Genomic DNA, 22525 nt, shown 5'->3' on the forward strand with positions numbered 1-22525 from the left:
ACCCCGGGCGATCCCCACTGTCGAGTCCCGGGTGATGATGGGGGCATGCAGCAGCCCTCCACTCCGCCGCCCGCCACCCCCCAGCCGGCCGGAGCGCGGCCCGCCGCGGCGCAGCCCGCCGCGCGGCGCAAGGCCACCGGTCGGCCTCCCCGCATCTCCCGGGAGGAGGTCGTCACGGCGGCCCGCCGGATCGTGGACGAGGAGGGCGTCGAGCGGCTGACCATGCGCCGTCTGGCCGCCGAGGTCGGCAGCACGCCGATGGCGCTCTACCACCACGTCCGCGACAAGGAGGAGCTGCTCGTCCTACTGCTGGACGACTACGCCGCGCGGACACTGCGACCGACGGCGCTCCCGGCCGAGCCGCGCGCACGGGTCGTCGCCGCGGCGGCCGCCATCCACGAGGCGCTCGCCGCCTGCCCGTGGATCGTGGAGGTGCTGACCGGGGACAGCCTGATGTCCGCCCACTCGCTCTGGTTCGTCGAGCAGATCGTCGACGGTCTGGTGGCCTGCGGCCTGTCGCCGGAACGGGCCGTCCAGGGCTACCGCGCCATCTGGTACTACACGGCCGGCGAGATCATGGTCCGCACGTCGACGGCCCGCCGCCGGCCCGTCGACGACCGCCCGACCCACCGTCAGCAGGTCTTCGCCGACCTCGACCCGGAGCGACTCCCCCGCCTGGCCGGGCTCGCGGACCGCTGGGCGCCGCTCACCGCCCAGGACACCTACCGGGACGGCCTCGACGCCCTGGTGGACGGCCTGCTCGCGGCCCGCTGAGCGGCCGCTACCCGGTCACCCCCTGACCAGCGCCCCGGCTACTTCCCGACCAGGATCCGGCCCAGAATGCCGCTGACCACGCGGGGCGCCAGCCGCCGGGCGGTCCAGATCGCATGGGTGCCACGCCCGGGGAAGGCCCACAGCCGACCGCGCGCGAGGGCGCGGTCCATCGAGTCCAGCACCTCCTCCGGGCTCAACCCCCGACGCTGACCGATCAGTTCGGGGGTGTCCGTCCGAAGGCGCGCCAGCATCGGGGTCTCCACCGCGGGCGGGCAGACGCACACGACCTGGATCCGGTCCTTCCGGTGCTCGGCCGCGACGGTCTCGGCGAGGAAGTGGACCGCCGCCTTGGCCGCACCGTACGCCCCGCCCATCGGCGCCGGCACCCAGCCGGCGATGGACCCGAAGAGCACGACCTGGCCCCCGCCCCGCGCCGCCATCACCGGCACCACCGCCCGGACCGTACGGAGCGTGCCGCCGTACACGACGTCCGTCAGGCGCAGGGTGTCCGCCGGGTCCCGATCGAGCAGCCGGCCCATCACGCCGACGGCCGCGCAGTGCACCAGCCGACGGGGCGGGCCCAGTTCGCGGCCGACGTCACGGACCACGGCGGAGACCGCCGCGTAGTCCGTGACGTCGCAGACGTACGGGCGCACCCCCGGGGCCTGCTCCACCAACGCGTCCAGACCGGCCGCGTCGACGTCGACCGCCGCGACCGCCCAGCCCGCCCGGGCCAGCCGCAGCGCCGCCGCCCGGCCGATCCCGCTCGCGGCACCGGTGACGATCGCCACCTCACCCGGTACGGACGTCATCTGTCACGCTCCCACGGCTGCGAGAAGTACCGGACACGCCCCCGGCGCCGGAGGCCGGCCTGCCCCATCTCCCGCGCCGACCGGCGCCTACCCGGTCGACGCCCCGCCAACTCCTCTCCCCCGTAGGAACATCGACCTCAGCCGTTGCCGAAGAAGCCGAGCGCCCCCGCCCCGCACACCCCGCCGACCCCCATGAACACCGGGGTCAGCACCTTGATCTCCACCCAGCTGCCGGCCCGGAACCGCATGCCCTTCGGCGGCCCGATCGGGTACCAGCGCCGGCGCCCGATCGGGATCGGCCACAGCACCGGGCAGCCCGAGACGGTCAGCGCGTCACCCAGGCAGTGCACCAGCGCGCCGAGCGCGATCGGCAGCCCGATCCAGAGGTACTGCTGCCCGGGCTCCTCGAACAGCCACTGCGAGCCGTTGCCGGGCTTGTCGAGGACCTCCGCGAGCATCCACGCGCTGGTCGCCCCCAGCAGCCACACCAGGACGTCGCTGGAGACCCGGGCGTGCCGCCACAGCAGCCCCTCGATCGCCAGCACCATGTGCACGAACAGCACCACCAGCACGCCCCAGCGGCCGCCGTACACGGCCACCGCCGCCGCGCCCGCCCCGCACAGCACCGCCCAGAGCCAGGTGTGCGTCAGCGTCCGGTGGCCGCCCGAGCGCCGCGGGTCGCCCTTGCCGCGGGTGGCCTTGTACACCGCGTACGAGAGGTTGTCGATTACCTCGCAGAGCGCCCGGGACACCGGCCCGAACGCCCTGGATATCGTCGCCGCCTTGTGGTCCAGGTCGGGCGCCAGGGCCGCGCCCGCACAGATCAGCGCCCCCGCGAGCAGGACCGGCCAGGGCATCGGCTCCCCCATCCCGGCCGCCGCCGCGCCCACCCCCAGCCAAGCGGCCGCACCCGACAGCGAATGCGCCGGTCCCATCATGTCCGTACACCACCGATCCTCATCAGTTCCGTCCTCACCGCGAGGACCTGAGTTCACGGCAGCCTATCCGTCCAAGATCACCGGGCCCGCGCCCGTCCCGTGCGCCCCCGCCCCGGCGCGAGCCCTCCAGCCCGCGCCGGTCAGGCCAGGGCCTTCTCCAGCGCGGCGAGGTAACTGCGCATCAGGTGGTCGCGGATGCCCTCGCCGTCCGGGGAGAACGCCGCGGCGCCCAGGCCCTTGGCCCGGTCGGTCAGCGCGGAGACCAGCCCGACCTTCTCCTGGACGCGGCCCTCGGAGTCGATGTGGCGCAGCGCCTCGACGTGGGTGAAGGCGGGCTCCGGGGGCAGCTCGGGGACGATGTCGTTGCCGTGCACGAAGCGGTAGGTGCGCCCGCGCAGGCCCTTGTCGTACGCGGCGGCGAGCAGCCGGTCGCAGGTCCGGGGCTGGCCGTAGGTGTAGACGCCGTCGGCCGCCAGGCTCGGCTCCTCCAGGTCGAGCCGGGCGGCGGCGAGCATGGCGAGGGCGCCGCCGAGGCTGTGGCCGGTGAACCACACGGTCTGGTCGCCGGTCCGCAGGTCGGAGAGGGCCTTGGCGACGTCCGGGTAGACGGATTCGAGGGCCTCGGCGAAGCCGTAGTGGACGTAGCCCGTCCGGGCGGGGCCCGGCCAGGGCGGGGTGGTGGAGTCGGTGAGCCAGTCGCGGATCTGCGCGGGCTCGGTGCCGCGGAACGCGGTGACGATCATGTTGTCGCCGGCCATGGTGTAGGCCTGGGTGTCCTGCAGCGGGAACGGCGGGGTGAAGCGCGTCTGGTGGTGGCGCACGGTGTCGAAGCCCCAGGCGCGGGCCTGCTCCTCGATCGCGGCCTCGTCCTGGTAGGCGAGTTCGGCGGCCTTCGCCAGCCAGTACGCGTGCGGGAGGCTGTAGCCGGTGGCGTGCTGGTCGAAGTCGGTGGGGACGGCCATGGGGGCGACTCCTGTCGGGTCGACGGAAGGGACGGCGGGCCTGCCCCAGGGCCCGGCCTGCGCCCTCCACCGGGCGCGCACCGTAATGCCCTGGCGACCAAGGGTGACGCTACCGCCCGCGCGGTTCGTGGGCGACCGGGCTCACCGCCGCCCGCCGTCCCTCCCCGGGCGCCCACCAGCGGTGACACCCTCCCGCCCGACCCCCGTCAGCTCGCGGGCCGGGCGGCCCCGGCCAGGGTGGTGTCCAGCCAGTCGAAGGCCACCTGGTGGAAGCGGAACATGGCGCCCATGTGGCAGTGCTCGCCCGCGCCCTCGGCCTCGGGCAGGGTGACCAGCGTGTGCGGGCAGGTCAGCGCGGCCTGGACCTGCTGGGGCTGGCCGCGGAAGAACTGGTCGTTCTCGGCGTCCAGGACGAGGGTGGGGCAGTCGATGAGCTGAGCGACGCCGTCGAGCGTGTAGTCGGCGGTACGGCGGATGTAGTCCGCCACCGACGCGGCGCCGAACGTCCACACCCCGTTGCGCAGTGCCCAGCGCACCTGGGTGCTCACCTGCATGAACAGGCCCATGACGGGCTCCACGAGGTCGTCCCGGCCGGCCTCGATCCACTCGCGCAGGAACGGCGGCAGGAACCGGTCGTGGGCCTCCCGGTAGTTGTAGAGCCCGTCGTCCAACACCAGGGCGGCCAGGCGGTGTTCGTGGGCGGCGGCGCGGGCGGCCAGGTAGCCGCCGAGGCTGTACCCGAACAGGACCAGCCCGTCGGCGGCGATCTCGGGGCGGGTCAGCGCGTAGTCGACCACCGGGGTCACCACGGCCTCCCAGTCCGGCCGGAAGACCAGCTGCTGCTCGCGCAGCACCGCGCCCTGGCCCGGCCCGTCGTAGGCGAGGACGTTGTAGCCGCGGCGCAGCGCGGCCGCGGCGACGGCGAAGTACGCCTCCTCCAGCGTCGAGTCGAAGCCGCTGGTGAACAGGACGGTGGGGCGCCGGGCGCCGGAGTCGTCGACGAGGAACAGGTAGCCGGGCAGGTGCGTGCCCTCGTAGGGAATGGCCACGGCCTCGACGGGGGTGTCCATCAGGGCCGCCGCGGCGGCGAAGGTCTCCCGGGAGAGGGCGGACAGGCCCTTGGCCTCGGGGTCGTTCGCGGGGTCGTCGCGGCGATAGAACTCGGCGGTGCGGTAGTAGTTCGACGCGCGCAGCAGGGCCTCGCGGGCGCTGACCCGGTGCCCGGCCGCCAGGGCACGGCTGCCGATGCCGTGGACGCGCTCCGCGGTGGCCTTCCACTCGCGCAGCCAGGCCTCCTCGTCGCCCTCGCCGATGTTCCGGGCGGTGGCCACGACCTCGCCCAGGTCGGCGCCGCCGTAGTCGGCGAATCCGGCCGCCCGGAGCGTCTCGAAGGAGAACGACTCGTCCTCGAAGAGGAATCGCATGGTGCACTCCCGGGGTCTTGGCGAGACGGAACCGTTCCGTCTCGTCTATGACGCTAGCCCTCACCCAGTCGAGACGCAAGCGTTCCGCCTGATGTAGGTTCGGGGCATGCCCAGCACCCCCGCGCCCCGGCCGGCCTCCGACACCTCCGCGGCCCCCGACGCCGCCACGCCCCCCGCACGCCGGACGCCCGGCGGGCCGGTGCTCCAGGACTCCGTGACCGAGGCGATCGCGGCCGCCTTCTTCGAGGAACTGGCGGCCGTCGGCTACGCCCGGCTCTCCCTGGAGACGGTCGCCAAGCGGGCCGGTGCGGGCAAGGCCGCCATCTACCGCCGCTGGCCGTCCAAGCTCGACATGACCGTCGCCCTGATCCGCGCCGTGGCCGTGGACGCCTCCGAGATCAAGGACACCGGCACCCTGCGCGGCGACGTCCTCGCCTTCCTCACCGCGACCGCGGACGCGCTGCGCCACCCGCTCCCGGCGAAGATCATCCCCGACCTGCTCGCCGAAGCCGTCCGCACCCCCGAGCTCGCACAGGTACTGCTGACCGCCGTCCGCGACCCCCGCCGCAGCAAGGCCACGGACCTACTGGAACGAGCGGTCGACCGCGGCGAACTCCCCGCCGACCTCGACCGCGAACTCGCCCTCGACCTCCTCGCCGGCCCGCTGTACTGGCGCCTCGCCGTCGTCCACACGGCGACCGCCCCCGACTACCTCGACCGCCTCACCGACAAGCTCCTCGCCGCCATCGCCGCCTGACCGCCGAGGCGCTCGCACACCAGACCCGCACCGGCCTCCACCGACCCCCGAACCACCAGCGGCCATGGCGGCCCCCCTGCACCCACGACCCGCCACAGCCGCCGTCAGCCCGCCTCGGCCCGCCGCGCGATCCGTTCCCGTGCCGCGACCGCCCGCACGTCCTCGTACCCGTCCAGCAGTGCGAGCGCCTCCGTCCGGTGCCGCCGGGCGGCCTCCGACTCCTCCGCGGACACCGTCGCCGCCAGGGCGTCGAGGGCGAGCGCCTCGTGCCAGCGATCGCCGAGTTCGTGGTGGGCGGTGGCGGCCCGGCGGAGGAAGGCGGCGGCCTCGGCGTGACGGCCGAGGCCGCGGTAGGTCTCGCCCGCGCCGTACCAGGCGAGGGCCTCGCGGCTGCGGTCGCCGAGGCGGCGGTGGAGGACGGCGGCGCGCTGGTAGGAGTCGAGGGCGTCGGCGGGTTGGCCGTCGGCCCGCTGGGCGTCGCCGAGGGTGAGGAGCCAGAAGCCCTCCAGGCGGTGATCACGGAGGTTCAGGGCGATGTCGAGTGCCGCGTGCGCCGAGGCGAGTGCGCCGGCCTGGTCGCCGCCCTCGCGTCGGATGTCGCTCAGCAGGCGCAGGGCGTTTCCCTCCCCGCGCTGGTTCTTCAGCGCGCGGTGGGCGGCCAGCGCCTGCCCGACGGCGGTCGCGGCCTCGGGGAGGCGTCCGGCGCGGTAGTGGGTGCTGGCGAGGTTGGCGAGCGTGGTGGCCTCCCACCGGGCCTCGCCCAATGACCGGAAGGCGGTGAGGGCCTGCTCGAAGTACTGTGCGGCGTCGTCCAGTTGACGGCCGTGCAGGTGGACGAGTCCCAGCAGATTGAGCGAGTGCGCCTCGTCGAGCGCGTCGCCGAGTTCGCGCCAGAGCGCCAGGGCTCTGCGGTGGCAGTCCAGGCTGTCGCCGAGGGAGTTGACCCGGGTGTGCCCCATGCCGAGGTCGGTGAGCAGCAGGGCGCGGGCCGCGGTGTCGTCCAGGCGTTCGGCGGCCGCCAGCCCGAGCCGGCCTGCCGGGAGCCAGTCCGCCCCGGGGGCGGAGGGTGCCTGGGCGTTCCAGAGGACGGCGGCCAGCTGCCAGGTCCGCCGGTCCTCGCCCGCGGCGGAGGCGGCGTGGACGGCCTGAAGGAGGTTGACGCGTTCGCGTTCGGCCCAGTCCACGGCGGCGTTGTAGTCGGCGAAGGCCGCCAGCCGGACTCCGTCGGACACCGGGTCGAGCGGTAGCCGGGCCTCGGCCGGCCGCAGCCACTGCTGAGCAGCGTCGGCGGTGTGCAGGTACCAGTCGAGCACCCGGCGCAGGGCGGCCTGGCGCTGTGCGGGGGTCTCTTCGTGCTGGGCCTGATCGGTGGCGTAGGCACGTAGGAGGTCGTGGAACTGGTAGCGGTCGGGTGCGCTCTGCTCGACGAGGTGGGCACCCACGAGGGAGTCGAGGAGTTGCCGGGTCCGGCTGGGGGTGAGGTGGGCGAGGGCGGCCGCGGCGTGGAGCCCGAAGTCGGGGCCGGGGTGGAGGCCGAGGAGCCGGAACAGGCGGGCGACCGGGTCGGGCAGGGCCCGGTAGGACCAGGCGAAGACCGTGCGGACGGCGTCGGCGTCCTCGTCGTCGCCCACGCTGAGGGCGTCCCAGAGCGCGGACTCGTCGCGGAGGTCGTTGATCAGGTCGTCCAGACCCATGTGCGGCAGGCTGGCGGCGCGCTCGGCCGCGATGCGCAGGGCCAGCGGCAGTTGGGCGCAGAGGCGGGCCAGTTCGGTGAGCTTCGCCGGGTCGTCCTCGGACCGGTGCCCGGCCGTGACGGCCCGCAGCAGGGCGACGGCCTCGGCCTCGGGCAGGGTCCGCAGGGTGAGCCGGCGGGCGCCGTCGCGTACGGCGAGACCGGACAGCCGGCTGCGGCTGGTGACCAGGACGAGGCTTCCGGCACTGCCGGGCAGGAGCGGCCGGACCTGCTGCGCACTGGCGGCGTTGTCGAGGACCACCAGGACGCGGCGCTCGGCGAGGAGCGAGCGGTAGAGGGCGGCCGCCGCGTCGGGATCGGGCGGGACGGCCTGAACGGCGACGCCGAGGGAGGTCAGGAAGCGGTGGAGGGCCTCCTGGGCAGTGACGGGCCGGCCCGGATCGTAGCCGCGGAGGTTGACGTACAACTGGCCGTCGGGGAAGCAGTGCCGGGCCTGGTGGGCCCAGTGCAGGGCGAGCGAGGTCTTCCCCGCGCCGGCGGTTCCGGCGATGACGACGACGGCAGCGGCGGCATCGGGGTTCGGGTGATCGCCCGCCAAGGCGTCGTTCAACTGCTGGAGTTCGACCGTACGGTTGACGAAGCCGCGTACGTCGGCGGGTAGTTGGCGCGGAGTCGGGGTGCTGTTCGGCCGGTCGGGTCCGCCGTGGAAGTGGATGCCTCCGCTGACGTCCCTGGCCTGGACCACGTCCTGGGCGGAGGACCCGGACACGGTGGAGCGCGTGCTTCCGGGGTCGCCGGTGGACCCGACGTGCTCGTCTGCCACTGCGCTCCGTTTCCTACGCGGGTGGGAGGAGGTGTGCGGCTTCACGTTCGAAGTACGCCAGAACGTCTTCGCCCACCCGGTGGAGATCCGCGAGATATCCCTCCCACCGGAGGACGAGACCGGGATCGGTGTACCTGATCGCACCGGCCGGAATTCCCGCCTCCGAATACCGCACCTGATAGAGCGTACGGCCGCCGAGAACGACGATTTCCGGCAGCTGTCCGAATTCCTCGGAATCGGCCAGTTCCACGGCGTCGACCATACGGACGCGCTCCCCGCATTCGGCTCGGATCCGCAGCGAGTGCAGCTGCCAGCGCAGGTAGTCCGTCCACGGCCGCTCGACCACCCGCACCCGGTGGAAGAAGGACCGCCGCGCCGCGTCCTCCCGTCCGATCGCGAGCAGCGCCGGGCGCCGGTCCTCCAGGAGTCGCAGCGCCTCGCCCCAGTCGCCGCGCCGGGCGGCCTCCCAGCTCGGACTGCCCTGCTCCTCGAAGTACTGGCGACGCTCCAACTTCCATGAGTCCCGGCCGCGGATCAGCGCGTCCCGCTCGCGGAAGTCACGCTTGTAGTCGTCCCGGGTGAGGAGCTCGCCCCGCTCGGGCCGCAGCTCGGGGGCGTTCCGATCAGGCATCCGGGATGTCCGCCTTCGCCGTGCTCACCATGAGGCCGGGGATGACGACGAGCCGCTCGCCCGGGCCCAGGACGACGCCTTCGGGAAGCCGCCCGCGGTAGTCCTCCGTGAGATCGCGACCGATGACGGCGACATCGCCGTTCGAGAGCTGCCAGATGTCCGGGCATTCGTCCTTTCCGTCGGACGATCCCAGTTCTTTGGCGGATTTCCCGAGGCGTTTCTGCAACGAAGCGGAAGGGTCGGCTTCCCATCGGCGAGCCATGCCTGCCCCCATTGGTATTGCTCTCGGCGCGGAACCATGGTTGCCGCATCTTACACCTGATGGAGAGTCGGGAGAATGTTCAGTGCATTCGCCATGTACTCCTAAATGATCACCATCGCGGGCACATCGGTCCCCTGCGTGACAGAAACTCCGGGCACGTGGGCGTCGCACGCCGCCTCAGGGCGTGCGCGTCCCGTCGAGGTAGGCGAGGACGGCGAGGACGCGGCGGTTGTCGTCGTCGGAGGCGCCGAGGTTGAGCTTGGCGAAGATGTTGGAGGTGTGCTTGCTGACGGCGCCCTCGCTGAAGTGCAGCCGTTGGGCGATGGCGGCGTTGGAGCGGCCTTCGGCCATCATGGCGAGGACGTCGCGTTCGCGCGGGGTGAGGAGGGCGAGGGGCTGGTCGTCGGCGTTGCGGGCGAGGAGGCGGGAGATGACCTGGGGGTCCATCACGGTGCCGCCGGCGGCGACGGTGTGGACGGCGTCGACGAACTGGTCGGCCTTGGAGACGCGGTCCTTGAGGAGGTAGCCGACGCCGCCGGTGCCGTCGGCGATCAGCTCCCGGGCGTAGAGCTGTTCGACGTGCTGGGAGAGGACGAGGACCGGCAGGCCGGGCCGTACGCGGCGGGCGGCGAGCGCGACCTGGAGTCCCTCATCGGTGTACGTGGGGGGCAGGCGGACGTCGACCACCGCGATGTCGGGGCGGTGTTCGGCGATGGCGGCGGCCAGTTCGGGGCCGCTCTCCACCGCTGCGACGATCTCGTGCCCGTGGGCACTGAGCAGCAGGGAGAGGCCGTCCCTCAGCAGGACGAGGTCCTCGGCGAGGACAACACGCACGGTAGCTCCATGATCAGCCTGGTCGGACCCCCCGGGGGGCTGGTCAGCGTGAGCGTACCGTCGAACGCGGCGAGTCTGCGCCGGATGCCCCGCAGGCCGCTGCCCCCGTCGGGGTCGGCGCCGCCGCGGCCGTCGTCGGTGACTTCGGCGCGGAGCAGTCCGGCGGCGTGGGTGAGGTGCACGGTGGCGTGCCGGGCTTCGCCGTGCTTGACGGCGTTGGTGAGCGCCTCGCTGACGGCGAAGTAGACCGCCGACTCCACCGGCGCCTCGGCCCGTCCGGGCAGTTCGGCCCGGACCTCGACCTTCAGCGGGACGTCCAGTGCCAGCGCCCGTACGCCTTCGACGAGGCCGCGTTCGGCGAGCACCGGCGGGTGGATGCCGCGGACCAGGTCGCGCAGTTCCTGGAGCGCCTGGGTGACGTTCTCCTGGGCGTCCGTCGCCACCTGCTTCGCCTGGCCCGGGTCGCGGTCGACCAGTGCCGCGACCGCGCCGAGGCGCAGGCTCACCGCGACCAGTCGGGCCTGCGCGCCGTCGTGCAGGTCCCGTTCGATCCGGCGCAGTTCGGCGGCCTGGGCCTCGGTGGCGTCCAGCCGGATCTCGGTGAGCTGCTCGACCCGCCGGGCGAGCCGGGAGCGTTCGGTGGGGCCGAGGAGGGCGCGGGTCCACCGGCCGTGCAGGCGCAGCGCGGGCCGGGCGAGGGCGAGTCCGGCGGCGATCGACACCGGGCCGAGGAGGCCGAGGAGCAGCGCGACCGGGCCGCCGAACGGCAGGTCGTACGGCAACGGCGCCTGGACCATCCCGTACAGGCCGGCGCCGACCAGCAGCACGGGCGCGGCCGCGATGCCGCCGCCGACCAGCGGGTCGGCGAGCACCCAGAGGACGTCGCGCCAGGTCGCCGGGTCGGTCCAGAGCCAGCGGACGTCGAGGGACATGCCGGCGAACCAGCGGTTCCGGTGGTAGTCGTGGCCGGTCCAGTACCAGCCGTGGAGGGTGCGTTCCAGGGCCGGGCGCGGCCGGTACGGCGGCGGTACGGGCACCTGCGACCAGTGGCCGGCCGCCCACCGGGCGGCTCCGGCGGCGGAGCGGACCATCCGGGTGGCGGTCGGGAAGAACGGGAAGATCCCGAGGCAGCCCCAGATCACGAACGACAGCAGGAAGACCGCCGTCAGCCCCACCCCGACCGGTATCAGCAGCGTGAAGGCGGCGAGCCGCCCGAGCGCCCGTACGGCGGCGCGCAGCTCGCGGGCGGCGCCGCGACCCGGTTCGGCGGTGTCCGGCTCACGGGCGGCTGGGGTCTGCGGGCTGCTCACGGGGCCTCCGGTCGGATTCGGTCGTACGGGCCGTTCATGATCGCAGCCGTCCGCTCGGACGTCCCCCTGGGCACCACCCCCCGCTGACCGCGAGTCAGCCGGCACGCCCCCAGCACGAACCCGACCGCCACCGGCAGGTACCGGGCCAGGAACCAGCCCCGATTGGCCGGCGCGAAGACCGACCTCCCAACGCCACCGCGCCCCGAACCGCTTGCGCAACCCCGACAGCCGCAACACCGGAACCCCCGCCCCGCGCGCACCGTTCCGTACACCTCGCCCTCCCCGCATCACCACGCCCGCCCGCAACCTCGGACAGCACGCGATCAACGCTAGGGACGGCGGCGCGACGGCAGAATCCACCTGCACCCCGACTGGAGGTGGGGCTGGACCCACCCCGCCCCCAGCCCGCCCCCAGCTCACCGACGACACTGAGGACCACTCAACGGCGAAACGCGCTTGGCCTGATCAAGGAAAGCGCGACTGAATCGAAGCTCGCGGCCGCCGACAGCTCTGAGCACAGTTCGACGTGTGGTCCCTCAGCGGGATCTCGCCTCGCCCCCCGAGGGAGCTCCGTTAGGGATGGTCCGGGTCGGTGACGAACTCACGGTCCTCGTCAGCGAGGTCGACCAGCAGCGCCGCCGCCTCCTGCTCTCCCCGGCAGGCCTCGAACGCGGGAGCCGGTGGCTCACACCCAGGGCGCCCCGCCCCGCCCGTCCGCCCACAGGGCGAGCGCCCGCTGGTCGACGGCGCGGATGCCGACCTGGGCGCAGAACGCGGCGGCGGCCTTGGTGAAGGAACTGGTCGTCACCACGGCGGCCAGGTCGCAGTGGTGCACGTCGCGGTAGGTGCCGTTGACCTTCTGGACGTCCTGGGAGCCGACGAACGTCCTCGGCCCGTACCGCTTGGCCTGGATGAGGATCCGCTGCCCGGCGGGGGTGGTGGCGAGGACGTCCGCCGCGAGGTCGCCGGCCCCGCCGACCACCTTCACCTTCGTGCAGCCGTCCCGGCGGCACAGGTCCGCCAGCGCGTGCTCGAAGGCCTTCGGGGTCATCGCCAGGAACGGCCCGATGTGCCGCAGTCGGGCGGTCCGCGCGTCCAGTTCCCGCTGCCGGGCCCGCGCCCGCGAGCGCAGCACGGCGGCGCCCGCTCCCGCGCCGACGATGAGGAACGCGGCGACCAGCAGCAGGTGTTGGGCCAGCCACTGGACCAGCATCGTGCCCAACACGACCGCGACCAGCGCGGCCGCCCCCAGCAGCGGTGTGTTCTGCTTCAACCGGCGGGCGACGGTCGACCGACGTCGCCGAACAGGCCTACGGGCCACGGCACTCCCCCTCACGCCACGGTGTCCGGACGAGCCTAGGAGCAGCCGTCGCCGCACGCCCGCGATCCGGACGAACTCCTGCGCCTGGGCAGCCGAGTTGACCGGATTTCGGCATCGGCGGCCGAACCGTCCCCTTCAGTGGCTGCCCCCGCGCCTGCGGGGAGGACGCCCTCCGACCTGCACCGCACTACAGCCTTTGCCATTTCTTGACTATGCTGCGGTGCCGAGGCCGCCGGGTCGGGCGGCGTCATGGGACGTGCCCGTCGCGCGGTCGTGCCATGCCTCCAGTGGCGATGGGCCGCTGCGGTCCGGGCTCCCCGGGCGTCGCAGTACAGAACACCGAACTCCCGGAAGGCTCCCCACCATGACCGCTCTCTCCTGGCTGTCGCGGGCTGCGACGACCGTGCTGCTGATCCTGGAGACGGTGGCGGTGGTGATGTTCTTCTGCATCGCGGTCCCGTTGTTCTACAACGGGATCGGGTTCGAGGACGAGGTGGCGCCGAAGCCGCAGTGGGTGCCGTACGTGATGGGGGCCGCCGGGTTCGCGATGGCCGGGGTCAACGCGTTGGCGGTGCGCGGGGTCTGGCGCCCGCGGCCCGGCTGGAGGCGCCTGGCGGCGACGGCCGGGGTGCAGGTGCTGCTGCTGGCGTTCACCGCGCTGTCGGGCGAGTACCTGTTCGGGATCTTCGCGGCGGCGGCGCTGCCTGCACTGGGCTCGGTGGCCGCGTTCGCGCACTGGAGCGGCCTCCGCCGAGCCGACGCGCGGGCCGACGCGATGGCCGACGCGGGCTGACGAAGCCGCCGCGGGCCGACGGAAGCCGCACGGGCCGCCGGAGCCGGCTCACCCTGCCCCGCCCCTCCCCCGCGCGCGTTCCTCGACGTACTCCTTGAACCGCCTCAGGTCCCCTTTCACCCGCCGGTCGACCTCGCCCCGGACGTCGGCGGCCTGCTCCCCCGGGCCCGCGGGCCGGAGGTCGACGGCGAGGGTGACCCGGGTGTGGCCCGGGTCGAGCCGCCGGAAGGTCACCACCTCCTTCCGCTCGGCCTCGCCGTCCATGCCCCGCCAGGCGATCAGCTCCTCCGGTTCCTGGTCGACGATCTCGGTGTCGAACTCGCGGGTGACGCCGTCGATGCTGGTCTGCCAGTGGTTGTGGCGGCTGTCGAGCCGGCTCACCGAGTCGACGCCCTCCATGAAGCGCGGGAACTCCTCGGCGAGCGTCCACTGGTTGTAGGCGGCGTGCAGGGGGACGGCCACGTCCACGGATTCCTTCACCATGCTCATGACGACCTCCTCGTACGGCGCGGCCGGGGCCTTCCCGCCCGTCTGCGCGCGCCCGTCTGCACGCCTTCCGCCCCCTTCCTGTACGCCTGCCCGTCCGGCACCGGCGCAACCGTCCCGCGCCCGCGCTACGAGCCGCCCCGCTCGCCGGGCGCGGTGCGCGGCCGGTCGCCGTCGGCGAGGTGCCGGGCCACCGTGGCGAGGTCGGTGCCCAGTCGCTGGGCGGCTCCGACCAGCAGGCTCAGCGCTGCGTGCGGGGTGACGTCGAACCGTTCGGCGGTGAGGCCGATGGCCAGGCCGGTGGCGTGCCGGCGGTCGAGCAGGTCGGCCACGGCCCGGGACAGCGCGAAGCGGTCGAGGGCGGCCGACGCCTGGAGGGCGAGCACCTCCACCAGCCCGAGGGCCGGTGTGCCGGGGTCGACCGGGGTGCGCAGGTAGGCGCTGAACACGGTGCAGCCGTGCGGGTGGGTGCGCAGGTGCGCGCCGGCCACGGCCCGTACGCCGCAGCGCCGGGCGCGGTCGGCGAACCGGTCCGGCCGGCCGGGGTCGAGCCGGACGACGATCTGGCCCTCGCCCTGGCGGCGGAGCCGGGGCAGCGGGCCGGCGTCCGCCCCGCTCTGGGCGCGTTCGAGGGCCAGCAGGTAGGACGGGGTCGCCGCGAAGGTCTCGACCGAGCCGTCGTCGTGCCAGGTGCTCACGGCGGCGCCCACGCAGTCCGGGACGGTGACCCTGGTCAGCTGCACCACGTCGTGCAGGCTGGGCAGGGGCGCGGCCCGTACCCGCTCGCGGGCCGCGAGGTCGCCGAGTTCGGCGAGGAGCGCCGCCCGGGCCCGGTCGGTCGCCGGGGCTCCGGCCGCCGCGCCGCCGCCGTCGGCCGGGCCCTGACGGGCCAGCAGCATGCGGGCCCGGGCGACCGCGCGGACGGCGTCGGCCTCGCCCGTGTAGATGCCGATCGTGTAGCAGACGTCGCGCAACCGCTGCCGGGCCTCCGGCGAGCTCGACGGGGACAGGGCCTCGTACTCCGCGACCAGTCGGCCGAGGGCAGCGACATCCACCATGGGCATGAGCACCTCCGTGTGTTTACGGAAAGTATGCGCCGATCACGCAGCGAAACCGCACCCCGGGTCCCCACCCCGCACGTCGGCCCGCCCGACCGCCTCAGCCGGTGCCCTCGCGCCCGCCGCCGGAACCGCTCCCGGGCCCGCCGTCAAGCCCGCCCCCGGAAGCGACGGCCTCCGGCTCCCCATCACCCCACCCGGGCGCGTCCCGGTCCTCCAGTTCCTCGCGCAGCCAGGCCAGGGTGGCACTGAGCAGCCGGGAGACGTGCATCTGGGAGACGCCGATCCGGTCCGCTATCCGGGACTGGGTGCACCCGTCCCAGAACCGCAGCTTGAGGACGGTCTGCTCACGCTCCGGCAGGCGGGCCAGCAGCGGGCGGACGGCGGTGCGGAAGTCGGCGAGTTCGATGCCGGGGTCGCAGCCGCCGAGCCGGTCGAGCAGTGCGCTGCCGGTCTCGTCGGTGTCCTGGTCGCGCAGCGCGTCCAGGGAGTTGGGGCGGTAGACCCGGCCCGCCAGCAGCCCCTCGGTGGCCTGTTCGACGGTGAGGTGCAGGTCCTCGGCGATCTCCTCGGGCCGTGGCAGCCGGCCGAGCTCCTGCTCCAGGCGGTCGGAGTCGCGGGCGACGGACAGGTACAGCTCCTGCATGCTGCGCGGGACGCGCACCGGCCAGGAGGTGTCGCGGAAGAACCGCTTGATCTCGCCGGTGATGGTGGGGATCGCGTAGGTGACGAACTCGACGCCGCGCCGCGGGTCGTAGCCGTCGACGGCCTTGATCAGGCCGATCGTGCCGACCTGGAGGATGTCCTCCATGTCCTCGGCCCGGTGGCGGAAGCGGGCGGCGATGAAGCGCACCAGCGGCATGTTGAGCTCGATGATCGTGCCGCGGACGTAGCTGTAGGCGCGGGTCTCCCGGACCAGCCCGGCCAGCCGCTCGAACAGCGCGTCGCTCAGCTCCCGCGCCTCGGACTTCCCCATGCGGCGGAGTTCGGCCGCCGTGGGCCGTCGCGGGAGGTCGGGCGGCAGGCCCGAGGGGGCCGCTTCCCAGCCGGCTGTTTCCAGGTGGACGGACACGTGATCGCTCCTGGGCGCCGGGGTGAGCGCCCGGCGCCACGTACGGCCCGCACCTCGTGCGGCGTGTCACGGACTTCTCCCCCGGGACCCGTGCCCGGCCACTGCGGGCACGGCCCCGGTGGCACCGGCCCCGGCGGCACCGCCCGAGGTGCTGGAGCAGCCGGAATCGCACGGCCGCTGTACGACTGGTCTACCCCGGGATCCGGTTCCGAACGCACGTTCCAGGAGCTTTCCTGCACCGCCGCCGCCGGCGCCCGGCAGCGCTCAGTGATCGAGCGGACGAGGCCGGCCCGGCCACCCCGGCCACCCGGGCTGCTGGGGCCACCCCGGCCATCCGGCCGGCTCCGGCCGTCGCGGCCGGACGTACTCGACCAGCTGCATCATCCCGAGGTCCTCGTGCTGCAGCTGGTGGCAGTGCAGGACGGTGCGGCCGGTGAAGTCCTCGTACTTGACCAGGAGGGTGACGGTGTCGCCCGGCTTGCCGCCGGTCAGGTCGACGGTGTCCTGCCACACCGGCGGGTCGAGCCGTTCGCCGTTGCGGTGGGTGACGAGGACGTGGTTGGTGTGCAGGTGGAAGGGGTGGTGGAAGATCGGCATGGTCTCGTCGGTGTGGATGGTCCACCGTTCGACGGTGCCGAGTTCCAGGGTGTGGTTGACGTACTCGGGGTCGAACAGGCCGTAGGCGGGGTCGCGGGTGAGGTCGCCGCCGGGATCGGCCGCGGGGGTCGGGTGGCTGCCGAGGACGCGGTAGGCGTTGGGGAACGGCTGGGCGAAGACCTTCGGGTCGACGTGGAAGACCACCCTGCGGTCGCCGCCGGGGTTGGCGATGTCCTTCTCGTCGAGGAACGGCATGCCCTGCGGCAGCGAGGTCGGCAGCTCCATGGGCGGCTGGACGGCCTCCCCCGCCACCTCGATCGTCATCAGCGGGACGGGCACGCCCTTGGCCCGCAGTTCGTACGTCCCGGCCTCGCCGCCCCGGACCAGCACGTCGGCGCGGTTGCCCACACCGAGCGGGACCGTCTCGGCGGCGACCGGCGCGGGGAAGGTCACGCCGTCCATGGCGATCTGGTGCAGCGTCAACTTCCGTTCCCCGTCGGCGACCTGGAGCGAGAGGGCGGTGAACGAGGTCGCCGCGACCAGGCGCCAGCGCTGGACCTCGCCGGGGCGCAGCAGGAGGACGGGGTTGACCTCGCCGTTGACGGTGAAGGTGGGCGGGACGGCGGCCAGGGCGTCGCCGGAGGTGAAGTCGGGGACCCTGCCGCCCTTGAGCCGGAGTTCGTTGATGCAGACGACCAGGTCGGCGGCGGCCTTGATCTGCGGCACCTCGTCGACGTCGCCCTCGATGACGATGACCCCGGCCATCCCTCCGGCGATCTGTTCGGCGGTGGCCCCGTGCGCGTGCGGGTGGTACCAGTACGTCCCGGCCGGATGGTCGGCCGGGATCTGGACGGTGGTCAGGTACCGCGGCTCCGGGGCGCCGGCCGCGGCCTCGTCGGCGGTGCGCGGCGGGAACTCCCGCAGGATGTTGTCGGCACGCCCGGACGGCGAGACGTGCAGGCCGTGGGTGTGCAGGTTGAAGGTGTTCACACGGTGCGGCCGGTTGTGGCCGCCGTGGTGCGCCGGGCCTGACATCCCCGACATCCCAGACATCCCGGTCGACCCGGCCGGCTCGACCGGGTTCGGCGGCAGCCCGTTGACCTGGGTCAGCCACAGCACGTCCCCGCCGCGCGCCCGCAGGGTCGGCCCGGGGATGGTCCCGTTGTAGGTGCGCGTGGTGACCGTCCCGTAGCCCGGGACGGAGAGCGTCGTGAACCGTACGTCGAGCGTCTGGTCGAGCACCGCCGCCGACCCGCCGGGGGCCGACCGGGCGCGCCGGACGACGGGCTGCGGGAAGGCGGCGGCCGCCACCGCGGGCCGGGCGAGGGTCCCGCCGGAGCCGGCCGCGAGGACAGCTACGGGGACGGCCTTGAGCACCGATCGGCGACTGATTCCGACATTTTCTCCCATAACCGGGCAATGTAAGTCGGGTCCGCTACGGCAACGGTCAGGCACACCGCGCGCCGGCCGGGGGTTGGGCCTTCCGTACCACGCTACGAACGTTCCGGGTGGGTCAGATTGGCCCCGGTGCGGGGGTCGAAGACGTGGATGCGCGCCGTGTCCACCCGCAGGTCCAGCGGGCCGCCCTCGGCGGCCCGGGTGGCGGGGTTCAGCCGGGCGACCACCCGGTGCTCCCGCATGCCGGTGTCGGCCCGGCCCGAGTCGGCGGCGAGTTCGGCCAGCTCGGCCAGTTCGGCGAGTTCCGCCAGTCCGGCGAGGCCGCCGGGGCCCCGGGCCGCCGCCGGGCCGCCCTCCTCCGCGAAGTGGACATAGACGTCCGAGCCGACCGACTCCCGGACCTCGACGGTCACGGTGACGGTGACCCCGCCGGCGTGCCCCTCGACCAGGGCCGCGTCCTCGAAGTCCTCGGGGCGGATGCCGACCACCAGTTCGCGCGGCGCGTCCGCACCCTCCAGGGCGCGCCGGGTGCGGTCGTCCAGCGGTAGGTCGCCCAGCGAGGTGCGCAGGGCGCCGTGCTCCAGCGCGGCGCCGAGGAAGTTCATGCCGGGCGAGCCGATGAACCCGGCGACGAAGAGGTTCACCGGCTCGTCGTACAGCTGCTGCGGCGAGCCGACCTGCTGGACGACGCCGGAGCGCATCACCACCACCCGGTCGCCGAGCGTCATCGCCTCGACCTGGTCGTGGGTGACGTAGACGGTGGTGGTGCCCAGGCGGCGCTGGAGGGCGGCGATCTGGGTGCGCATCTGCACCCGGAGCTTGGCGTCCAGGTTGGACAGCGGCTCGTCCATCAGGAAGACCTTGGGGTCGCGGACGATCGCCCGGCCCATCGCGACCCGCTGGCGCTGCCCCCCGGAGAGGTGGGCGGGCTTGCGGTCGAGGTGCCGGGTGAGGTCGAGGACGCGGGCGGCCTCCTCGACCTTGGCGGCGATGGTCGCCTTGTCGACCTTGGCCAGGCGCAGCGCGAAGCCCATGTTGTCGCGCACGCTCATGTGCGGGTAGAGGGCGTAGCTCTGGAAGACCATGGCGATGTCGCGGTCCTTGGGCGCGCGGTCGTTGACCACTTCCCCGGCGATCCGCAGGGTGCCCTCGGTGATGTCCTCCAGCCCGGCGATCATGTTGAGCGTGGTGGACTTGCCGCAGCCGGAGGGGCCGACCAGGATCACGAACTCGCCGTCGGCGATGGTGAGGTCGACGTGGCGCACGGCGAGGGCGCCGTCGGGGTAGCGCTTGGTGATGCCGTCGAGGACGATCTCGGCCACGGTCCGCCTTCCTGGCCCGCCGGGTGGGGCGGGCTCTTCCTGGGAAAACTCGATGTCGGGCTCAGCCCTTGACGGCGCCGGCGGTGAGCCCGGCGACGATGCGGCGCTGGAACAGCAGCACGAAGACCACGATCGGGATCGTGATGATCACCGCGGCCGCCGCGATCGAGCCGGTCGGCTGCTCGAACTGGGAGCTCCCGGTGAAGAAGGCGATCGCGGCCGGGACCGTCCGGGCCGAGGTGGTGGAGGTCAGCGAGATCGCGAACAGGAAGTCGTTCCAGCAGAAGATGAAGACCAGGATGCCGGTGGTGAACACCCCCGGCGCCGCCAGCGGCGCGATGACCAGCCGGAACGCCTGCCACGGCGTGGCGCCGTCCACCTTGGCCGCCTTCTCCAGGTCCCAGGGGATCTCCCGGAAGAACGCCGAGAGCGTGTAGATCGCCAGCGGCAGCGAGAAGGTCATGTACGGGATGATCAGCCCGGGCCAGGTGTCGAACAGGCCGAGCGCCCGCTCGATGCCGAACAGCGGCGAGACCAGCGAGATCGGCGGGAACATCGCGATCAGCAGGGAGACCCCGATCAGCAGCCGCTTGCCGGGGAACCGCAGCCGGGCCACCGCGTACGCGGCCATGGTGCCGAGCGCGACGGCGACGGTGGTGGCGATCAGCGCGATGCCGATCGAGTTGACCAGGGCGCGGGTGAACTCCGAGGTCTGGAAGATGCCGCGGTAGTTGGCCAGGGTCCACCGGCGGGGCACGAAGGCGCCGTCGGAGAGGGTGCTCGGGTCCTTGAAGGACAGCGCCACGATCCACCACACCGGGAAGAGCGCGTAGAGCACGACCACCAGGTTGGCGATGCCCCAGCCGGTCAGGGCCCGGGCGGGCCGGCCGCTCATCGCCGCTCCGGTTCCGCGCCGGGCGTGGCCGCGCCGAACAGCTTGACGAAGACCAGCGCGATGAGCGCCACGCAGACGAAGATCAGCACCGAGATCGCCGAGCCGATGCCCAGGTTGAGCGCGGTGAAGAGGTTGTCGTAGCCGAGGATCGACACCGAGCCGGTGCCGTTGGAGCCGCTGGTCAGCACGTAGATGTTGTCGAAGATCCGGAAGGCGTCCAGGGTGCGGAAGAGCAGCGCGACCAGGATCGCGGGCTTCATCAGCGGCAGGATCACCAGCCGCAGCCGCTGCCCGGAGCTCGCGCCGTCCACCATCGCCGCCCGGACCGTCTCGTCCGGGACGAGGGCCAGGCCCGCGAGCAGCAGCAGCGCCATGAACGGGGTGGTCTTCCACACCTCCGCGAGGATGATCAGACCGACGGCCGGCCACTGCTCCGTCAGCGGGGCGCTGCCCTCCGGCAGCAGGGCGGCCAGGTAGCCGGTGCCCGGGGTCCACGCGTACTGCCAGGAGTAGGCCGCGACGACGGTGACGATCCCGTACGGCACCAGCACCGCGGTGCGCACCGTCCCGCGCCCGAAGACCGTACGGTGCATCACCAGGGCGAGCGCCAGGCCGAGCACCAGCTCGACGGCCACCGACACCGCGGTGATCAGCACCGTGACGCCGAGCGCCTGCCACCAGAACGGCGAGGTCAGCACCGCGCCGTAGTTGGCGAGCCCGACCCAGTGCGCCTGGGCCGGGAAGCGCAGGTCGTAGCGCTGAAGGGACAGGTAGACGGCGTAGCCGATCGGGTAAGCGGTCACGGCGAGCATCACGACCACGGCGGGGGCGCACAGCAGCAGGCCCAGCCGGCTCTCCTGGCGGGCGCCGCGCGAGGGCCCGGCCGGTCCCGGCCCGGCGGCGGCCCCGGCCGCGGCCGCGGCCTCAGCGGGCGGTGGCCCGGGAACGGGCGGTGTCACGGAATCAGCCCCTTCGAACCGAGGGCGTCCCGGATCTGCCCGCGGAGGTCGGCCACGTCCTTCTCCGGGTGGATGCCGGCGGGCGGGGAGAGGGTGTGCGAGATCGCGATGGAGACGTTCTGGTAGGCCGGGGTCTGCGGCCGCACGCTGGCGGAGTCGAGGGCGGCCAGCACGTCGGCGGCGAACGGGTAGCTGGCGGTCAGCTCGGCAGTCTCGTACAGGCTCCGCAGCGAGGGCGGGAGGCCGCCCTTCAGCGCGTTGGTGAGCTGGTTGTCCCGGTCGCGCAGGCAGAGGGCGGCCTCGGCGGCGAGGTCGGGGTGCCGGCTGTAGGCGCCCACCGCGAGGTCGATCCCGCCGATGGTGACGCTGGCAGGGCGGTCGGCGCTCACCGCGGGGTACGGCGCCCAGCGGAAGTGCGGGAACAGCTCCGGCCGGTTGGCCTTCATCGAGGGGTAGACGAAGGGGTAGTTGAGTTCGAAGGCGGCCGTGCCGGACTCCATCGCGAGCCGGTTCTGGTCCTCCATCTGGTTCGACAGCGAGGGGTCGGCGGCCACCGAGGCCGCCAGGTCGCGCATCACCCCGGCGGCCGTGACGGCGGGCGCCCCGAGCGCGGGCCCCTGGGCGTCGGGGGTGAGGATCGAGCCGCCCGCACTGGTGACCAGCGTGTTGAACCAGACCGTCAGCCCCTCGTACTGGGCGCCCTGGATCTCCACGAGGTGCGGCTTGCCCTCGCGGTCCAGCTCCCGGGCCTGGGAGAGCATCTCCGCCCAGGTGGCGGGCGGGGTCGGCACCAGGTCGTCGCGGTACCAGAGCAGCTGGGTGTTGGAGTTGTACGGCACGGCGTACAGCCGGTCCCGCCAGGTCGCGGTCCGCACCGCCGCGTCGAGGGTGTCGGCGGTGGCCCGCTCGCGCATCGCCCCGGTCCACTCGCGGATCCAGCCGGCCTCGGCGAACTCGGCGGGCCAGGTGACGTCCAGGCCGAGGACGTCCACGCCGGTGTCGTGCGCCGCCATCCGGCGCACCAACTGCTGGCGCTGGCCGTCGGCGCCGCGCGGCAGCTTGTTGTAGCGGATCGTGTAGCGGCCGCCGGACTGCTGCCCGCAGCGGTCGGCGGCCTGCTGGAGGGCGCCCGAGTCGTCCGGGAAGTTGTACCAGTTCAGGGTGACCGGGCCGCCGCTCCCACCGTCTCCGCAGCCCACCAGGGCGGCGGCGAGCACGGCCAGTCCGGCGGCGGCGCCCGCCCACCGCGAGCGGAACGTGGGGACCCTCGGCATCGTTCTCCCGGGCTGAGAAGGACCGGCTGGGGCGGAGCGGTCGGAACGGCGCGACCGGCACGCGGCGGTTCGGCCGACCCTAGCCCGGCGCCCCCGCCCGGCCCGGGCGTGCCGCGCCGCCGCCCGGCCG

General features: G+C 73.6%; 21 protein-coding genes. 3 read left to right on the forward strand and 18 right to left on the reverse strand.

Translation table 11 applies throughout. The features are described 5' to 3' along the window. The first annotated feature begins 45 nt into the window (after positions 1-45). Complete coding sequence (locus ACFY4B_RS28050) at positions 46-774, forward strand: TetR/AcrR family transcriptional regulator (RefSeq protein WP_387972498.1); 729 nt, start codon at positions 46-48, stop codon at positions 772-774. A 38-nt stretch (positions 775-812) separates the two neighbouring features. Here ACFY4B_RS28050 and ACFY4B_RS28055 read toward each other — a convergent pair whose 3' ends face one another. From ACFY4B_RS28055 to ACFY4B_RS28070, 4 genes are all read right to left on the reverse strand, one after another. Further along, on the reverse strand, positions 813-1586 hold the full coding sequence (locus ACFY4B_RS28055; RefSeq protein ID WP_387972501.1) for an SDR family NAD(P)-dependent oxidoreductase: 774 nt from the start codon (positions 1584-1586) through the stop codon (positions 813-815). Positions 1587-1723: 137 nt separating this feature from the next. Then, on the reverse strand, positions 1724-2524 hold the full coding sequence (locus tag ACFY4B_RS28060) for a metal-dependent hydrolase (RefSeq protein WP_049650939.1): 801 nt from the start codon (positions 2522-2524) through the stop codon (positions 1724-1726). Between the two features lie 140 nt (positions 2525-2664). After that, positions 2665-3486, reverse strand: a complete 822-nt coding sequence (locus ACFY4B_RS28065; RefSeq protein WP_387972504.1) for a lipase family protein — start codon at positions 3484-3486, stop codon at positions 2665-2667. Positions 3487-3692: 206 nt separating this feature from the next. Further along, complete coding sequence (locus tag ACFY4B_RS28070; protein ID WP_387972507.1) at positions 3693-4910, reverse strand: alpha/beta hydrolase family protein; 1218 nt, start codon at positions 4908-4910, stop codon at positions 3693-3695. Between the two features lie 106 nt (positions 4911-5016). Here ACFY4B_RS28070 and ACFY4B_RS28075 point away from each other — a divergent pair, with 106 nt between their 5' ends. Beyond that, positions 5017-5667, forward strand: a complete 651-nt coding sequence (locus tag ACFY4B_RS28075; protein WP_387972510.1) for a TetR-like C-terminal domain-containing protein — start codon at positions 5017-5019, stop codon at positions 5665-5667. A 104-nt stretch (positions 5668-5771) separates the two neighbouring features. Here ACFY4B_RS28075 and ACFY4B_RS28080 read toward each other — a convergent pair whose 3' ends face one another. From ACFY4B_RS28080 to ACFY4B_RS28105, 6 genes are all read right to left on the reverse strand, one after another. After that, positions 5772-8183, reverse strand: coding sequence for an ATP-binding protein (locus ACFY4B_RS28080; protein ID WP_387972513.1), 2412 nt, complete (start codon positions 8181-8183; stop codon positions 5772-5774). A 13-nt stretch (positions 8184-8196) separates the two neighbouring features. After that, positions 8197-8814, reverse strand: a complete 618-nt coding sequence (locus tag ACFY4B_RS28085) for a DUF6879 family protein (protein ID WP_387972516.1) — start codon at positions 8812-8814, stop codon at positions 8197-8199. Then, positions 8807-9076, reverse strand: a complete 270-nt coding sequence (locus ACFY4B_RS28090) for a hypothetical protein (RefSeq protein WP_049650950.1) — start codon at positions 9074-9076, stop codon at positions 8807-8809. Before ACFY4B_RS28090 ends, ACFY4B_RS28085 begins: the two co-directional genes overlap by 8 nt. A 177-nt stretch (positions 9077-9253) precedes the next feature. Then, positions 9254-9910, reverse strand: coding sequence for a LuxR C-terminal-related transcriptional regulator (locus ACFY4B_RS28095; RefSeq protein WP_387972519.1), 657 nt, complete (start codon positions 9908-9910; stop codon positions 9254-9256). Further along, positions 9874-11220 carry a histidine kinase gene (locus ACFY4B_RS28100; RefSeq protein ID WP_387972522.1) on the reverse strand — a complete coding sequence of 449 codons (1347 nt, stop codon included), beginning with the start codon at positions 11218-11220 and terminating at the stop codon, positions 9874-9876. The genes ACFY4B_RS28095 and ACFY4B_RS28100 overlap by 37 nt, the downstream gene beginning before the upstream one ends. A 685-nt stretch (positions 11221-11905) precedes the next feature. Continuing rightward, a complete protein-coding gene (locus tag ACFY4B_RS28105) occupies positions 11906-12493 on the reverse strand; it encodes a restriction endonuclease (protein WP_387972524.1) in 588 nt (195 codons plus the stop codon). Positions 12494-12905: 412 nt separating this feature from the next. On the opposite strand from ACFY4B_RS28105, the gene ACFY4B_RS28110 reads away from it, so the two are divergent. Continuing rightward, positions 12906-13334: a hypothetical protein gene (locus ACFY4B_RS28110; RefSeq protein ID WP_387972527.1), complete on the forward strand. Its 429-nt coding sequence runs from the start codon at positions 12906-12908 to the stop codon at positions 13332-13334. Positions 13335-13382: 48 nt separating this feature from the next. On the opposite strand, the gene ACFY4B_RS28115 is transcribed toward ACFY4B_RS28110, so the two are convergent. From ACFY4B_RS28115 to ACFY4B_RS28150, 8 genes are all read right to left on the reverse strand, one after another. After that, entirely contained in the window at positions 13383-13823 is a 441-nt protein-coding gene (locus tag ACFY4B_RS28115; RefSeq protein ID WP_380775632.1) for an SRPBCC family protein, read from the reverse strand. A gap of 125 nt (positions 13824-13948) precedes the next feature. Further along, positions 13949-14878: a DUF5133 domain-containing protein gene (locus ACFY4B_RS28120; RefSeq protein WP_241853195.1), complete on the reverse strand. Its 930-nt coding sequence runs from the start codon at positions 14876-14878 to the stop codon at positions 13949-13951. Positions 14879-14978: 100 nt separating this feature from the next. After that, positions 14979-15950: a SigB/SigF/SigG family RNA polymerase sigma factor gene (locus tag ACFY4B_RS28125; RefSeq protein WP_380741021.1), complete on the reverse strand. Its 972-nt coding sequence runs from the start codon at positions 15948-15950 to the stop codon at positions 14979-14981. 264 nt (positions 15951-16214) lie between these two features. Further along, positions 16215-17957 carry a multicopper oxidase family protein gene (locus tag ACFY4B_RS28130; RefSeq protein ID WP_387972531.1) on the reverse strand — a complete coding sequence of 581 codons (1743 nt, stop codon included), beginning with the start codon at positions 17955-17957 and terminating at the stop codon, positions 16215-16217. A gap of 83 nt (positions 17958-18040) precedes the next feature. Beyond that, positions 18041-19267: an ABC transporter ATP-binding protein gene (locus tag ACFY4B_RS28135; protein ID WP_380741019.1), complete on the reverse strand. Its 1227-nt coding sequence runs from the start codon at positions 19265-19267 to the stop codon at positions 18041-18043. 61 nt (positions 19268-19328) lie between these two features. Further along, entirely contained in the window at positions 19329-20162 is an 834-nt protein-coding gene (locus ACFY4B_RS28140) for a carbohydrate ABC transporter permease (protein ID WP_375875480.1), read from the reverse strand. Then, the gene (locus ACFY4B_RS28145) at positions 20159-21121 is read right to left on the reverse strand and encodes a carbohydrate ABC transporter permease (RefSeq protein ID WP_387972534.1); all 963 of its coding nucleotides are present in this window, start codon (positions 21119-21121) and stop codon (positions 20159-20161) included. The genes ACFY4B_RS28140 and ACFY4B_RS28145 overlap by 4 nt, the downstream gene beginning before the upstream one ends. Beyond that, the gene (locus ACFY4B_RS28150; protein WP_387972537.1) at positions 21118-22395 is read right to left on the reverse strand and encodes an ABC transporter substrate-binding protein; all 1278 of its coding nucleotides are present in this window, start codon (positions 22393-22395) and stop codon (positions 21118-21120) included. The genes ACFY4B_RS28145 and ACFY4B_RS28150 overlap by 4 nt, the downstream gene beginning before the upstream one ends. Between the last annotated feature and the right edge of the window lie 130 nt (positions 22396-22525).

Source organism: Kitasatospora sp. NPDC001261 (assembly GCF_042896795.1).
In the GTDB taxonomy this organism is placed as follows: domain Bacteria; phylum Actinomycetota; class Actinomycetes; order Streptomycetales; family Streptomycetaceae; genus Kitasatospora.